This window comes from Ensifer sp. 22460 (assembly GCF_052044935.1).
Classification (GTDB): domain Bacteria; phylum Pseudomonadota; class Alphaproteobacteria; order Rhizobiales; family Rhizobiaceae; genus Ensifer.
The window spans coordinates 63,902-78,266 of the sequence record NZ_JBQENZ010000019.1; the positions used below are offsets into that span (position 1 = coordinate 63,902).

The 14,365-nt window shown below is 60.6% G+C and carries 14 protein-coding genes; 12 read left to right on the forward strand and 2 right to left on the reverse strand.

Annotation, left to right across the window (positions count from 1 at the left end; genetic code table 11):
• The gene (locus ACTJKM_RS22540; protein WP_058327562.1) at nt 1-2,274 is read right to left on the reverse strand and encodes a NosR/NirI family protein; all 2,274 of its coding nucleotides are present in this window, start codon (nt 2,272-2,274) and stop codon (nt 1-3) included.
• 173 nt (nt 2,275-2,447) lie between these two features.
• Here ACTJKM_RS22540 and ACTJKM_RS22545 point away from each other — a divergent pair, with 173 nt between their 5' ends.
• Nucleotides 2,448-3,299 carry a ferritin-like domain-containing protein gene (locus ACTJKM_RS22545; protein WP_058327561.1) on the forward strand — a complete coding sequence of 284 codons (852 nt, stop codon included), beginning with the start codon at nt 2,448-2,450 and terminating at the stop codon, nt 3,297-3,299.
• A 60-nt stretch (nt 3,300-3,359) separates the two neighbouring features.
• Here ACTJKM_RS22545 and ACTJKM_RS22550 read toward each other — a convergent pair whose 3' ends face one another.
• Nucleotides 3,360-3,881, reverse strand: coding sequence for an A24 family peptidase (locus ACTJKM_RS22550; protein ID WP_058327560.1), 522 nt, complete (start codon nt 3,879-3,881; stop codon nt 3,360-3,362).
• 330 nt (nt 3,882-4,211) lie between these two features.
• Between ACTJKM_RS22550 and ACTJKM_RS22555 the strand changes: the two genes are divergently transcribed.
• The 11 genes from ACTJKM_RS22555 (at nt 4,212) to ACTJKM_RS22605 (ending at nt 14,358) form a co-directional block, all read left to right on the forward strand.
• A complete protein-coding gene (locus tag ACTJKM_RS22555) occupies nt 4,212-4,415 on the forward strand; it encodes a Flp family type IVb pilin (RefSeq protein WP_058327559.1) in 204 nt (67 codons plus the stop codon).
• A 98-nt stretch (nt 4,416-4,513) separates the two neighbouring features.
• Complete coding sequence (cpaB, locus tag ACTJKM_RS22560; protein ID WP_058327558.1) at nt 4,514-5,515, forward strand: Flp pilus assembly protein CpaB; 1,002 nt, start codon at nt 4,514-4,516, stop codon at nt 5,513-5,515.
• A 65-nt stretch (nt 5,516-5,580) separates the two neighbouring features.
• Nucleotides 5,581-7,068, forward strand: a complete 1,488-nt coding sequence (locus tag ACTJKM_RS22565; protein WP_058327557.1) for a type II and III secretion system protein family protein — start codon at nt 5,581-5,583, stop codon at nt 7,066-7,068.
• Nucleotides 7,052-7,357 (forward strand): hypothetical protein, encoded by a 306-nt coding sequence (locus ACTJKM_RS22570; protein ID WP_058327589.1) that lies wholly within the window; start codon nt 7,052-7,054, stop codon nt 7,355-7,357. The genes ACTJKM_RS22565 and ACTJKM_RS22570 overlap by 17 nt, the downstream gene beginning before the upstream one ends.
• A 100-nt stretch (nt 7,358-7,457) precedes the next feature.
• Nucleotides 7,458-9,062 (forward strand): TadE/TadG family type IV pilus assembly protein, encoded by a 1,605-nt coding sequence (locus ACTJKM_RS22575; RefSeq protein WP_058327556.1) that lies wholly within the window; start codon nt 7,458-7,460, stop codon nt 9,060-9,062.
• The gene (locus ACTJKM_RS22580; RefSeq protein ID WP_058327588.1) at nt 9,062-9,541 is read left to right on the forward strand and encodes a TadE/TadG family type IV pilus assembly protein; all 480 of its coding nucleotides are present in this window, start codon (nt 9,062-9,064) and stop codon (nt 9,539-9,541) included. Before ACTJKM_RS22575 ends, ACTJKM_RS22580 begins: the two co-directional genes overlap by 1 nt.
• Nucleotides 9,535-10,158 (forward strand): TadE/TadG family type IV pilus assembly protein, encoded by a 624-nt coding sequence (locus ACTJKM_RS22585; protein WP_058327555.1) that lies wholly within the window; start codon nt 9,535-9,537, stop codon nt 10,156-10,158. Before ACTJKM_RS22580 ends, ACTJKM_RS22585 begins: the two co-directional genes overlap by 7 nt.
• Nucleotides 10,159-10,186: 28 nt before the next feature.
• Nucleotides 10,187-11,329, forward strand: a complete 1,143-nt coding sequence (locus tag ACTJKM_RS22590; protein WP_058327554.1) for a pilus assembly protein — start codon at nt 10,187-10,189, stop codon at nt 11,327-11,329.
• Nucleotides 11,330-11,358: 29 nt separating this feature from the next.
• Nucleotides 11,359-11,931 carry a L,D-transpeptidase gene (locus tag ACTJKM_RS22595; RefSeq protein ID WP_082663542.1) on the forward strand — a complete coding sequence of 191 codons (573 nt, stop codon included), beginning with the start codon at nt 11,359-11,361 and terminating at the stop codon, nt 11,929-11,931.
• Between the two features lie 19 nt (nt 11,932-11,950).
• Nucleotides 11,951-13,408 carry a CpaF family protein gene (locus tag ACTJKM_RS22600; protein WP_058327553.1) on the forward strand — a complete coding sequence of 486 codons (1,458 nt, stop codon included), beginning with the start codon at nt 11,951-11,953 and terminating at the stop codon, nt 13,406-13,408.
• Nucleotides 13,405-14,358, forward strand: a complete 954-nt coding sequence (locus ACTJKM_RS22605; protein WP_058327552.1) for a type II secretion system F family protein — start codon at nt 13,405-13,407, stop codon at nt 14,356-14,358. The genes ACTJKM_RS22600 and ACTJKM_RS22605 overlap by 4 nt, the downstream gene beginning before the upstream one ends.
• The last annotated feature ends 7 nt before the right edge of the window (nt 14,359-14,365 follow it).

The window sequence follows — 14,365 nt, forward strand, 5'->3', positions numbered from 1 at the left end:
TCAGGCGGGCTCGCCTGTGGCCTCTTCCTTGCCGCCGATCGGCTTGCCCTTGTGGGTAACCACGGTTTTTGCCGGCGCCTGTCCCCTCGATGCGGGGGTGGAAAGCGCCATGAATTTCTCTCGCTTCAGCCGCACCTGGATCATGTGCGGGCAGCGTTGGTCGTCCTGGTAGAGTTCCTGGCAGTGCATGCAGTAGATGCACTCGTTGACGTTGATCTGCCCTTCAGGGTGGATCGACTGCACCGGACATTCCTTGGCGCAGCGCTGGCAGGGCGAGCCGCATTCGGGCCAGCGTTTCAGCCATTCGAACATGCGGATGCGTCCGGGAATGGCGAGCGCTGCACCGAGCGGGCAGAGATAGCGGCAGTAGAAACGCTCGATGAAGAGCCCCGCGGCCAGCAGCGTCAAAGCGAAGAGGACGAAGGGCCACTCGCGCGCGAACTTCAGAATGATCGCCGTCTTGAAGGGTTCGATCTCGGCAAATGTCTCAGCCAGTGCCACCGAATAGAGCGACAGGCCGAACAGTCCGAGGAAGATGATGTATTTCACCGGCCAGAGGCGCTCATGCAGACCCCAGGGCAGTTTGATCTGGGGCACCTTCAGCCATCTGGCGATGCCGTTCGTAAGTTCCTGCAATGCGCCAAACGGGCAGAGCCAGCCGCAGAACGGACCGCGCCCCCAAAACAGCAGAGCCGCCGCCACTGCCGCCCAGAGAATGAAGATCAACGGCGCCGAGAGGAAAAACTCCCAGTGAAAACCGGTGATCAGCGAATTCACGAACGTGAGGACATTGACGACGGAAAGCTGCGCATTGGCAAACCAGCCAAGCCAGACCAGGGCGAAAAGCAGGTAGCCGCGCCGTACCCAGCCGAACAGTTTCGGCCTGCTGACGAGCCAGTTCTGAAAGAAGAAGATCGCGGTCAGAACCAGCAGTCCGGCAAAGGTGATGACGATGGAGATGCGGCTCATTTCCCAGATTCCGACCCAGAGCGGCGCCTGTTCGTCATCCAGCGGACCTGGCTCCGCAGCGGTTTGCGCGGGGGCTGTGGCAGGCTGGGCTGCCGCCGAAGCAGGAGCTGCTTCGACGATCATGTAATGCTCGGGCAGCGTGTATCCGAGGTCGTAGGGCAGGGTGGCCTTGTCGCGCACGCCGGTGCTGCGCTGGACCAGGAGCTGCAGTTCCCATGGCTCGGTGACGTCGAAGGTGAAGCTGTCGGGAATGATGTAGAGGGCGATTTCGCGCAAGCGAGGGGCGCCTTCGGCGGCGATCTGTGTCAGCCGCGTGTGGTCGCGGTCGCGGAAGCGCAAGCCTTGCCCGTCCTGCAGCAGTTCGATGCGATCGAAGATGCCGCCGCGCACATAGCCTGACCCCTTGAACGAATAGGTACCGTCACCCGCGACCAGGATGGCCGACTGTCCCGGATTCAGCCGCTTGGCAAGGCGCGCATAGCCCTCTTCGCCAAGCAAGCTCTTGCCGATGGAAGGCACGCTGACGGGTGCGAGATAGAGATCGATGAAGCGGTCCTTGGGTTCGGTCGTTTCGGGCTTGTCGGCCGCGTCCTTGTGACCGGCCCTAAGGAAAGCCTCCGACACCTCACCAACGTCGAGTCGAAGGCTGCGGATCGAACCGTCTCCGAGAAGAGTTTGCCAGTCGCGGATATCCTGTTGCGCAGCATCGAGCTTTCGGACCGGTGCAGTGCTGGCAACCGCCCTTGCGGCCTTGTCGCCGAGCCTGCCGCTCCGCACCAGCTTGACGGCCGAGCGCACCACGCTGTCGCCCATTACCAGGACGGTAACGGTCGCGCCGCTGACGATGTCGACCTGAGGCGGGCGCTCGGCGCCCGAGGCAACGCGAGATAGATCTCGGCCAATGACCGAGTTCAGCGCTTCGACGACGCGGGCTTCCGGTATGCCGATCAGCACGATCGGCTCCTTGTGATCCACTAGCTTCAGCCCACGCACAACGCCGGTCTTGTCGATCCCGACGACGATATGGATCGGCTTGCCGGAATAGCCGGTCGAGTTCGTGAAATCAGAGTTGAGATAGGCGTAGCCGGCGATGTCGGCACCCTTGTAGACGGGCACGATTGCCGGTTCGCCGACGGGGTCACCGAAGCGATCGGCGCCGGCGAAAAGCTCCGTCGGCTGTACCTTGGCGAGGTAGGCGGAGAGGCCGTCGGCGGCGAAAGCTTGGCTCGCAGCGGTAAGGGCCGCGATGAAAAACGCAAGAAAAACGGCCAGACCGTGTTTTCGGATGGGGACGTTCTTCGGCATTCGCATTCCATCTGGCGCAGCGGCTGTTCTCACATCGATCCTGTGCCGCGCCGCGATCTTCGGCACAGGAATTCGGGCGGAAGTTAGCGGCACAGACGGCGTAATCGTTGCGCCAGATCAACCAACGGTTTTTTTGTTTCCGTAGGATGGGGCACTAATATCGGAGAGACTTCATGCCAAAATTGACCGAAGAACCGCCCGTGCTGGATACCATGGAGGGCCTGATGCAAACGGCCGCGCGTATGGAGCAGGAGGCAATCGACGGATATGAGGCGCTACGAGACAGGATGAGCGCCGAGGGACGACCCGAGCTGGTCGCAGTCTTCGAGCGCCTGATCGCTGAGGAACGATCGCACTTGTCTGAGGTCACGGGCTGGTCGAAAGCAAGCGGCGTTGAAGCCACCGGAAACGCGGCCGGGCTTTCGTCGCCGCCTGATCTCTTCGACCAGGAAGGCGCCGATTTGATTCCCGCCGAAGCCCTAAGCGCCTACCGTGCCTTCTCCATCGCGGTCAGAAACGAAGAGCGAGCCTTCGAATTCTGGAGCTACGTTGCCGGGCGAGCCCCCTCGTCAGAAATCCGGCAGGCAGCCGAAAGGATGGCCGGCGAGGAATTGGGGCACGTCGCGACGTTGCGGCGCGAGCGGCGGCTGGCCTTTCATCGCGCACGCCAGGATGCCGCCTCCGGTGCCGACCCCACGCTTGAAGATCTCGAGCGGCGGCTCCACCAGCAGCTGCTAGGACTCGGAGATCTTGCAGATTTGCGGGAACTAACCCGCTTTGTGAAGGACGCGAAAGAACGTCTCGCGAGATGTAGCGACCTTCACGTGGCCTGCAAGCCCAATATCGACGGGTTTTCTCCGGCAGCGTTCGAACGTCCAGCCGTGCTTTGCGGCATCGTGCTTGACTGTTACCTCGATCTCATGGCGCGCGAGAAGAATGAAGATGTGCTTGTCTTCGCCCAGGAGGCTGCCTCCCAACTGGTGCAGTGCCTTCTGTTCTTGCGCGAGTTGCCGCCGCGGGCGTGAGCTTGCGTTTGCGACGACACTGGATCGGGTCATCTCGAGAGGTCATGACGGGCTGCGTGTCTAAGCCGAGCGGTGACTTAGGGCCATCGTGACGAGTGTGGCGAAGACCATAATGACGCCGTAGGGGATCTTGCGGGTGGTGCGGATCTCCTCGATACGCATGATCACGGCGTAGTGCGCGAACGCCAACGGCGTCGGCAGCCTCAATGCCAGCATGGTCAATATCCCGCCGATCAATAGGAAAACGGCGAAGGGGAGCATGCCGTGCCATCCGACGAAGAGGCCAATCGGCAGGAATAGTTTGGCGTCGCCGGCTCCGAACAGCCGAAAGCCCCAGAGCGCCACCCCGAGCGTGAATAGCAGTAAGCCAGCCCCGATATCGCCACCGACGCTGTCGAGTGAGAAGAGCGCGGCGCCGATGTCCCGTGTTGTCGTGAGCCGGATCATGGCGCCCAGCGCATAGACGGAGACGAGCGCGAGCACGACGCCGTTCGGAATGCGCCAGCTCTGGAAGTCGCTCCAGGCGGAGTAGAGAAAGAGTGCCGCCGCTACCAAAGGGATTATATTGATAAGTTCGGTCATGTTTCACCAGTTCTGCGCGATAGGTGATTTCAGATGCAATTGTGTAGCTCATCCAAAGGCTTCGCAAGAAACCGCGGAACAGAAAAGTTCAAGAAATATTAACGGATGTCATGTTTCCGCAAGCAATCTCTCTATTGACCCTTAAAAAGTAGGGGTTCTGATTTTAACCATAACCCAAAGATGGCCCACACCACTTCGTATTAGAAGTTGACGATATATTAATTAAGGGATTATTAATGATGTCAGTCGGAGAGGTGGTCTCGATGACAGGCGAGGGCCGGGGAAATAAGCGGTCACGCAAAGATAATATTGTGTTGGAGGTAATTCTCGATGAAAGTACTTTTGACAAAATTCCGCGCTTTCGTGAAAGAAGAAGACGGCGTAGCGCTGACTGAATACCTTATTCTCCTAGCTCTGCTCGTCGGCGGAGCAGTCGCGTCGGTCACTCTGATCGGCACGGACCTAGGTACTGCGTGGAGTAGCTGGCAGACGTGGTTCGCTGCCCAGCCGCTCGATGCACCCGCTGCAGGCTGATACAGCCTATGATATATAAAGGGAGGAGTTTCTTAACTCCTCTCTTTTAAATTAGGTAATATTGATATTTCTATTCCGATCAGGTGTGAGTATCGGCAATGCGTTTTTCAGCGATCATTAGCCTTGCAATCGCCCTCGTTCTTGCCGTTGCTGCGGTGTTTGCCACGCGCACTTATCTTGCTGACGAGCGAGCGCGTCTCGCGGCGAACGGTGGCTCCAAGCCATCCGAAAAGACGCTTGTCGTTGCGGCCAAGCCAATGCGTTTCGGCGATCGAGTGCGCCCGGAGAACCTGAAAACCATTCCCTGGCCTTCCGAGGAGAGACCCGAAGGCTCTTTCCAGGCGATCGAGGCGGTCCTCGGCGACAAGGAAGAGCCGCGCTATGCCATGGAGGCGATCGATCCCGGCGAGCCGGTGTTGTCATCGAAGATTACCGGCGCCGGCGAGCGCGCCACTTTGTCGGCGGCGCTTGACGAGGGGATGAAGGCCGTTTCGATCCGCGTCAACGACGTACTCGGTGTTGCCGGTTTCGTGCGTCCCTCGGATCGGGTGGACGTGCTCCTGACCCGTCTAATCCGTAACCCCAAGAGCGGCAATGAGCAGACCTCGGTGGATGTCCTGTTGCAGGGGGTCAAGGTGCTCGCCGTCGACCAGACGGCCGACGAGCGCAAGGACGAACCCTCGATCGTGAAAACCGTCACTTTCGAGGTGACGACCGACGAGGCCCAGCGGCTGACGCTTGGTGCCAATATCGGCACGCTCTCGCTCGCACTGCGCAATATCGCATCGGCTTCTGTCGAATCGACCCGGCGGATCACGGTGGCGGATCTGGGTGGAGGGCCTGTCGCCGCCGAACTCGCGCAAACTTCCGACGACGGGCGATTCGAGCTGATCGAACGCATGGTTCGCAAGGTCGGCGACGACCTTGGCGGCCGGATCAATTCCGTCGAAAGCAAGATGAATACGCCATTTCGCGAAAAACAGGTGCAAATTGTCGAGCGAAATGTCGAGCCGGTCTTGCCGGCGGAACCGAAGTGGGCGACCGTCGGTGTCTGGAGCACGAACAAACGGGAAGAATACCGGGTGGGGCAGATCCAGTAACGGGAAATCCAACCTACCCTGAGGCTGGGTAGGGCCAACTTCGAGGAGAGGGGGCGTACGCCGAAATGTTGAGGGGAAGCATAAAATACAAGGCAAGACGCAGGGGCTTGGCGGCCACCGTTGCGCTTGTTTCGGCCTGCAGCTTTTGGGCTCCCGATCTTATTGGTTCGGCGGACGCGCAGGAGAAGTTCATCAATCTCGGCGGGTCGGTCCAGCAGGTGGTGCTGCCACCGAACGACACAATGACGATCGCGACGGGCAAACCGTTCGGAGATCTTGTGATCGGAAGTGCTGATCTCATTGATGTCGTGCCACTCTCCGACAAGTCGCTTTTTATACGCGGGAAAAAGACCGGGGCGACCAACATCTCTGTCTATGGCGATGACAAGAAGCTTCTTGGTGTTATCGACATTCGCGTCGCCAGTGATTTCAGCGAAGTGGCGTCCGCCATACGCGCAGCATCGCCAGGATCGCGGGTTCGGGTGGTCAACTCGAATGACCGTATCCGCCTGACCGGCATGGTGCGCGATGCCACGGAGTTACAACGGGTGCTCGAAATCGCCCAGTCCTATTCGGAGCAGCCGGTTCTCAATCAGTTGCGCGTCAACGACTCTCAGCAGGTCATGCTGGAAGTTCGGGTGATCGAAGCGTCGCGCCAGACCGGTCGCGATCTCGGCATCGGTTGGGCAGGGGCGGGCAGGAATGGCATCGGCAAGGCCACGACCAGTCAGGGCATCGGAGTGAAGGATGGTGCCCTGGTTCGAACCCTCGAAGATGCAGCGGGCGCAGCCACCGGCATGCAACCCTTTGGGCAACTAATTGCCAAGGTTCTCGAGATCTCCGGCGGCCAGATCGATGTCGTCATCAACGCCCTCGAACAAAAGGGTCTGGTTCGACGCCTCGCACAGCCAAACCTGATTGCCATGAGCGGCGAGACAGCCAGCTTCCATGCCGGTGGTGAAGTGCCGATTCAGACGACGGTGGCCAACGGTGCGACCGTTGCAACGGAGACCGACTACCGCCCCTTCGGTGTGCGGCTGACCTTTACGCCGGTGGTGCTCGATGGCGGGCTGATCAGCTTGAAGGTCGAGCCGGAAGTCTCGGAAATCGATACCTCCATCAACGTCAACGGCAATCCCGGCTTCATCTCGCGCGCGGCCAAGACAACCGTGGCACTGCGCGATGGTCAGAGTTTCGCCATGGCCGGCCTGCTGCAATCGATCAACTCCAAGGATATTCAGCAGCTCCCGGGTTTGGGGCAGTTGCCGGTAATCGGGGCGCTTTTCCGCTCGACGAGCTTCCTGAAACGGGAGTCCGATCTCGTGATCGTCGTAACCCCGCATATCGTGCGGCCGGCGGCACCCGGCGAGGCGCTCTATAGTCCGCTCGACCAGACGCGTTCATCCAATGACGTCGAGCTTTTTGCGCTTGGCGTACTGGAAGTGGACAAGGACATGCTGCGCCGTTTCCGCAATGGCGAGGGCGTCACCGGGCCTTATGGCCACAGGCTTGATCTCGATACGGGAGGCGTCCTTGCTGTTGCAAAGAAGTAAGCGTGCACTCCTGATTCTGGCGGTGGCGAGCCCCGTTTCCGGCTGCGCCGACTACCTGAACCATCGGGACTCGATCACCTTCGGGCTTGGAAACGCGGCGGAGGCCAACAAGGGTATCCACACCCAGGATCCATTCCCGCGTGTCGCACAAAACACGCACATCTCGACCGATGGCAAGGTGGTGAGCAGGGTCATCCGTGGCTACCAAGGTGGGGGCGGCGGGGCACCAGCGATTATCATCCCAGCGCCCGCCCAGACGGGCGGCAACGGAGCTGCCTCCGGCAACTGACGGGGGCAGGCGGAATTCGATGCGGCAGCAGTGCCGGAAAGGAATGCAATAAAAACAACGCGACACGACGGTAAGCCGCCGCGATCGGAGAGGCATGCCAATGTTGAACAGGGCATTCAAACGGTTTTGGGACGACCATCGAGGCTACGTCATCGCGTTGACGCTTATTGCCATGCCTCTGTTGCTTGGCTTCTCCCTCATCGTCATCGACGTCGGACGCAGCGCCAATCTCCACACTGATCTTCAGAATGCGGTCGATGCCATGGCGCTGGCGGGGGCCCGCGAGCTAGATGGTCGCGACGATGCGATCACGCGCGCTGAGGCTGCGATCGAAAAGCTTGCCAACACTGCGGCCTTCGGCGAGGGCGGTGAAGGCATGTCGCTCGGGACATATATCACCGTCTCCTACGACGCCGCAGATGACGACTCGAGCACAGTGACGGTACGGTTCCTGAAGGGCATTCCAGGCGACGGAACCTTCGCGGGCGATGACGATGACCCTATCACCGAGGAGATGTGGGCAGATGACCCAAGCGAGGCAGGCTATGCCTGGGTTACGGCCAAGGACCAGGCAATGCAGACGATCTTCCCGCTGCCAGTCGGCCTCAACCGCGATACGATCAATGTTTCCGCAGATGCGGTTGCAGCCTACCGGGTCAGCGCCTGCGACGTCACGCCGATCTATATCTGCAATCCGTATGAAAACCCGGCGGGTAACAATGACGCAGATGCGGCCGAGGCGCTGCACACGAACTTTGCCAACGGCGCGCTGTATGGGGCGCAGATCGAGCTTCATAGCACCTCGTCGAGTTCTCCCGGTCCGGGCAATTTCGGGTTTCTGTCGACCTATGGGAATGGCGCGAATGTGCTTGCCGAGGCGCTGGCGACGGGCTCACCGGGGGTGTGCTACAAGCAGGACGAGCTGGAAACCAAGACGGGCGCCAATGCCGGCCCTGTCGAAGCCGGCCTGAACACGCGCTTTGACCAATATTCGGGCTCGTTCAAAAACTCGCGCAACGACGGTCGTTACCGTCCGGCCCAGAACGTGCGTGCGGCAAGGAAGGACAACTCCTGCGGCGACTATGATCCGGTGATGGCCGGAAGCACGGTCGGGGATCCAACCAAGGCCGTTCCCCTAGGGTACGGGGCGTCGATGACCACCCTCGCCGGCGGCAAGATCAGTACCGGCAACAATTGGAACTATGCCACCTATTGGAGCGTCGCCCACCTCCAGGGGGAACCGGGTACGACGCCTTCCGTCGACACGATCCTCAGCAACTATTCGAGCTACCCGTCGCCGGCCGGTGCGCCGTCGCAGCCCTCCGCTTACGACGTTTATCGCTATGAACTTGACAATGCCACGCTCATAAGTGACCCCTCCAAGAATGGTGAAACCGGAACGCCCGGGACGGGTGGCCAGTGTTACACGGGGCCGTCGCTTTCGGACTATACCGCGGACGAATATGGCGACCGCCGCGAGATCTTTTCCGCCATTGTCAATTGCAAACACGAGTACAACGAAGGTCGCCTGAGGGGACGTTCCGATACCCGAGCGGTTGCCTTCGCCCGTATGTTCCTGACGAAGCCGGCGGTCAAGTCGGGGAGCGAACGCTATCTTTCGCTAGAGATGATCGACATCACCGGCAAAGGCGGGCGCGGGACGCTGGCCGAGTTCCTGCGGGAAGAAGCGGAGCTGGTCCGATGATCAGGGCTCTGCGAAACTGGATACGTGATCGCCGTTTCGGCCTGTGGTCGAGCGATGACGGAGCAGTGCTGACCGAAGCGTTGGTCGCAGTGCCCTTCATCACGATATTTGCCGCCGGTATTCTCGAATTCGGCAATATCTTCTGGGAGCGAATGCAGATCGATGCCGGTCTCAGGGATGCGGGGCGCTATCTCGCCCGATGCCGGCCGGATTCGGGAACTTACGACCCGACATGCAATGAGACGACCGCCAAGCTAATCGCCTTCTATGGAACGCAGAGCCCCGCGGACGGCGCTGCCTTGCGCGTCACCGGTTGGGGGCCTGATCTTGCAGACATCACGATCGTTCCCGTCGATGCCGATGGCACGATCACGGTGCAGACCTCACATGTCTACCAGAGTTCACCGGTCTTTTCCTGGCTCGGGCTCGATGCAATTACGATCACTTCCTCTCACGAACAGAGGTACATCGGATGGTAGATCGTCGGCCCCACGTCACCTTCTGGCAGGACCAGCGTGGTGTAACGCTCACCGAAGGGCTGATAACACTGCCGCTTGTGCTCTTGGCGATTTCGGCTTTCGTCGAGTTCGGCTACGCCATGTCGCAGTGGAACCAGACGGTCAAGGCGCTGCAATTTGGCGCTCGACTGGCAGCAGTATCCGATCCCCTTACTGAGGACTTTGCCGACGTCTTTCCGACCGATGCGGACGATCCCCTGGACAATGGCGACGCGACGCCGAACGATGCCGCGATATCGTCCACCTGCGGGCCGGCTCTCGCCAATTGCAGCGATGAGTTGAGCCGGGTCGTCATGGGAAGTGACGGCCAATGTGGTGTGACGGGGGACCCGAACCCGGGCATCTGCGACCTCAATTGGCGCATCCAGCCCGCAAACCTCGTGGTGACCTATCAGCGATCCGGCCTTGGCTACTGGGGACGGCCGAACGGGCCGGTTCTCACCATGCGGCTGGAAGTGCGCGACGTTACCTTCGACCTGCCGCTTCTTGGCGGCCTCCTGGGACTGGATCAGATCGAAGTCCCTGCCCATCCGGTGACGCTGACAACGGAAGACCTCGAAACATGTTCAAGCTGCTGAACCCTGCAATATTGCGCTGGGGAGCGAGATGACCGCACATATGAACTTTGCAACGACGACCAAGATCCTCGTTCTCTCCGACGATGCGGCGGCGGCAAGCCTTATGCTCGACACCTTTGGCTCGCTGTCGCGTTACGAGGTGCGCCACATGGCGCTGAGCGCGCTTGGCGAGGCGGGAAAGCTCGATCCGACGCAGTTCAACCTGATCGTGCTCGACGTCGACTGCGGCGACATGCTCTGCCACCCGGAGATTTTTGCGTTTCGAGCCAGCCATCGCAATATTCCGATGGTGATCGTTTCCGAGGTTCTGTCCGATGAGCTGATGCGGCCGCTCTTTCGGCTGAACGGTGACGACTGGCTAAAGAAGCCGCTTGAGCGCCGTGCACTGATCGAGATGATCTCGACCCATGCGCCAGGCGTCGGCGGCAACGAGAGCCGGGTTCATGCCATCGTTGCTGCCGTGGGCGGTGCCGGCGCGAGCGTCATTTCCTCGTCGTTTGCCCATCTCTTGGCGCAGCCGATAAAAGGCGTTACGCCGCGTGTTGGCCTGTTCGATCTTGATTTCTCGTCCGGATCGCTCGGCTACTACCTCAACCTTCTCAACGACTACGATCTGAAGACCGTCATCGCCAATCCGGCGCGTGTCGATCTCGAATTCATCGATCTGGTGCGCAAGCATCACCCGGGTGGCTTCACGCTGCTCTCGTTCAAGCAGCCGTCGGTGCTGCTCGAACCCAAAGGTGCCGAACTCGTGCTGCGCATGCTGGATGTCGCCGCCTTCGAGAGCGATCACCTGGTGATCGACATGCCCTATTACGAAACCCCCTGGAAGAGCGATGTGCTGGGGTCGGTCAACAGCGTTTCCATCGTCACGGAGATGACGATCCCGGCGCTCCATCAAGCCAAAGACCTTTACCTCGATCTCGTACGGTTGCGGGGCAGCGCGGATTCGATCCAGATCGTCATCAATAAGTATCATACCAAGCTCTTCAGCCTTGGGGTGCGCCGCGAGCAGGTGGACAAGGTGTTCAAGGATACGCATGCGCACATCATCCCCTATGACTGGGACACGCTCAGCGAGGCGGTGAACCGCGGCGTTCTGCCCAACGAGGTCAACTCGCGCTCGCCCTTTTGCGGTGCCGTCGGCAAGCTGGGAGCACTCGTGAGATGACGGCACTCCTCCACGGCAGCAGTGGATCGATGGACCGAAGCGGCACTGGATCCGGGCGTGGTCGGTGGACGCTGGCCGTCCTGCTCTTGAGTGGGCTGGCGCTCACGCCAGCCGCGACATTGGCGGGCGGGACCGTGCCACGTAGTCTCGGGCCGAAAACGAGCACGGTCGTAATGATCGAGAAAAAGTATCCGACCGGCACGATCGTCGTCGGCAGTCAGGAGCGGACGCTCGATCTCGTTCTCTCCGGCAAGCGTGCGATCCGCTATCGGATCGGCGTCGGCCGCGACGGTTTCCGCTGGAGCGGCGTCGTGAAGGTGGGGCGAAAAACCGAATGGCCCGATTGGCGGCCGCCGGCCGAGATGAAGGCGCGCGCACCGGAACTGCCGGAACTGGTGCCTCCTGGTCCGTTCAACCCGCTCGGCGCCCGCGGCATCTATCTCTACCGGGGGAGCGCAGACACGCTCTATCGCATTCATGGGACGAACGAGCAGTCGACCGTCGGGCAGTTCGCGTCCTCGGGCTGTTTTCGTATGAGCAATGCCGACATCATCGATCTTTACGAGCGGGTGAAGGTCGGAGCAACGGTGATCGTCAAATAGTGGAACAGGGTAGGAAGCAATGGCAACCGGGTTCATTGGACGTTTCTACAAGCAGCGACAGCCGGATGGCGGGGACCTCAGGGAAGCCGCGGAACCCTCTCCGATGTCAGCGGCCGAAGCTGCCGTCATTTCCGATCCGGAGGCTGCCGGCGCCGCGGCAAGTGCCAGATTGGAAGAGTCGCTCGGGCTCGACATGGTTGCGGAGCGGGTCAGTCTGCACCGCTACCTCCTCGATCGCATCAACCTCGGCATTCTCGACACGATGGACGACGAGGAGATCGCTACCGAGATCAGGCCACTGGTCAAGGACTATATCCGGCGCAACAATTTCCCCCTAAATGCCAAGGAAATCAACGACCTGATCCGCGATATCACCGACGAGATGCTAGGGCTCGGGCCGATCGAGCCGCTGCTTGCCGATGACTCGATTGCCGATATCCTGATCAACGGTTACAACAGCGTCTATGTCGAACGGCGTGGCAAGCTCGAAAGCACGGCGGTGCGTTTCAAGGATGAAGACCACCTGCTGCGGGTGATCAACAAGATCGTCTCCGCTGTCGGGCGCCGAGTGGACGAATCGACGCCGCTGGTCGATGCGCGCTTGAAGGATGGATCGCGTGTCAACGTCGCCATCAGGCCGATCTCGGTCGACGGACCGCTCGTCTCGATCCGCAAGTTCACGCGCAAGCCGCTGACTTTGGAGCGTCTGGTCGAGAATGGCGCGATGGCGAACGCGATGCGGATCCTCCTGAGCGCCGCCGTCAAGGGTAGGGTGTCGATGGTCGTCTCCGGCGGCACCGGCTCGGGCAAGACGACCCTGCTCAACGCCTTGTCATCGCAGATCTCGGTTAAGGAGCGCCTGATCACCATCGAAGACGCGGCCGAATTGCAGCTGCAGCAACCGCATGTCGGTCGGCTGGAAACAAGGCCGCCGACCCTCGACGGCCGCAATGAAGTGCGCCAGCGCGAACTCCTAAAGAATGCGCTGCGCATGCGACCCGATCGCATCATCGTCGGTGAGGTGCGTGGCGAAGAGGCGTTCGACATGCTGCAGGCGATGAACACCGGCCACGAAGGCTCGATGACGACCATTCACGCCAACACGCCGCGCGACGCAGTCGGCCGGCTCGAGCAGATGGTCGGCATGGCGGGCATGCCCATGTCGCAGCTCAGCATCCGCTCGCAGATCGCCTCGGCGATCACGATCATCGTTCAGGTTCAGCGCCTGAGTGACGGCAGCCGCAAAGTGGTTTCGATCTCCGAGATCACCGGCATGGAGGGCGAGGTCGTGCAGATGCAGGAGATCATGCGGTTCAGGCGAACCGCTACCGACGAGAATGGCCGCATTCACGGCGAATTCCGGGCGACCGGCCTTCGACCCCGCTTCGTCGAGGAGTTCGCGCAGCTCGGGATCGTGATCCCTGCGGCGATCTTCGATCCGGGGAAACCGTTGCAGACGGGGGCGATTGAACCATGACCTTGCTGCTTCTCTACGCCGCGGTCTTCATCGCGTCGCTGGTTTCTGTCGAGGCGCTGCTGCGCAGCTACTTCCGGAAGTCCGAACGCAAGCGCGCCGTCAATCATCGACTAGGCCTGCTCAATGCGAGCGAGGACCACCTCAAGACTTACCGAGCGATGCTGAAGGAGCGCGGCGCCGACGAAGATTGGCGATCCTTGCCGCCGGTTCAGCGCATCCGGCAGTTCTATACACAGTCAGGCATCAAGTTCGACGCGCAGCGTTTTGCTCTCTACGGGATCTCCGGCGCGGTGCTGGTCTGGTTTGTCGTCCAATTCCTGGTTCCGAGCACCCTGGTCCGGATTCCCGTCTTCCTGCTAATCTGCCTTCTCATCCCGGTCATCGCCGTCTGGCGCATACGGGCCAGCCGGATCCGCAAATTTACCCTCAAGCTCCCCGAGGCACTCGACGTTGCCAATCGCAGCCTGTCCGCAGGTCATCCGCTGCCGGCCGCGATTTCCCTTGTAGCGCGCGAAATGCCCGATCCGGTCGGAACGGAATTTGGCCTGCTCACGGATGAACTGACCTATGGCACCACCTTGGATGACGCCCTCGTCAATCTCAGCCACCGCGTCGGCGCGGAAGACCTGAACCTGCTGGCAATCGCCTTGAGCGTCCAGGCGGGCACGGGTGGGAATCTCGTCGAAATCCTCCATAATCTCTCAAAGACCCTGCGAGATCGCACGATGCTGAAGGCCAAGGTCAAAGCAATTTCGTCGGAAGGGCGGATCACCGCGATTTTCATGTCGGTCTATCCGTTCATGCTCTATGCGATGATCAAGGCACTCTCGCCGACATACTTCGATGCTGTTTGGGCGAGCGGCCACGGCGCGACGATCGTCGCCGTGCTTCTCGCCATCATGGCGGTCGGAAACGTCATTCTCTACAAGATGGTCAACTTCGAATACTGAGGCCGCG

Bases quoted from the DNA above. Each gene is read 5' to 3' on its own strand.
- ACTJKM_RS22540 (WP_058327562.1), bottom strand. From the start codon at position 2,274: ATGCCGAAGAACGTCCCCATCCGAAAACACGGTCTGGCCGTTTTTCTT.
- ACTJKM_RS22545 (WP_058327561.1), top strand. From the start codon at position 2,448: ATGCCAAAATTGACCGAAGAACCGCCCGTGCTGGATACCATGGAGGGC.
- ACTJKM_RS22550 (WP_058327560.1), bottom strand. From the start codon at position 3,881: ATGACCGAACTTATCAATATAATCCCTTTGGTAGCGGCGGCACTCTTT.
- ACTJKM_RS22555 (WP_058327559.1), top strand. From the start codon at position 4,212: ATGAAAGTACTTTTGACAAAATTCCGCGCTTTCGTGAAAGAAGAAGAC.
- cpaB (WP_058327558.1), top strand. From the start codon at position 4,514: ATGCGTTTTTCAGCGATCATTAGCCTTGCAATCGCCCTCGTTCTTGCC.
- ACTJKM_RS22565 (WP_058327557.1), top strand. From the start codon at position 5,581: ATGTTGAGGGGAAGCATAAAATACAAGGCAAGACGCAGGGGCTTGGCG.
- ACTJKM_RS22575 (WP_058327556.1), top strand. From the start codon at position 7,458: ATGTTGAACAGGGCATTCAAACGGTTTTGGGACGACCATCGAGGCTAC.
- ACTJKM_RS22585 (WP_058327555.1), top strand. From the start codon at position 9,535: ATGGTAGATCGTCGGCCCCACGTCACCTTCTGGCAGGACCAGCGTGGT.
- ACTJKM_RS22590 (WP_058327554.1), top strand. From the start codon at position 10,187: ATGACCGCACATATGAACTTTGCAACGACGACCAAGATCCTCGTTCTC.
- ACTJKM_RS22595 (WP_082663542.1), top strand. From the start codon at position 11,359: ATGGACCGAAGCGGCACTGGATCCGGGCGTGGTCGGTGGACGCTGGCC.
- ACTJKM_RS22600 (WP_058327553.1), top strand. From the start codon at position 11,951: ATGGCAACCGGGTTCATTGGACGTTTCTACAAGCAGCGACAGCCGGAT.
- ACTJKM_RS22605 (WP_058327552.1), top strand. From the start codon at position 13,405: ATGACCTTGCTGCTTCTCTACGCCGCGGTCTTCATCGCGTCGCTGGTT.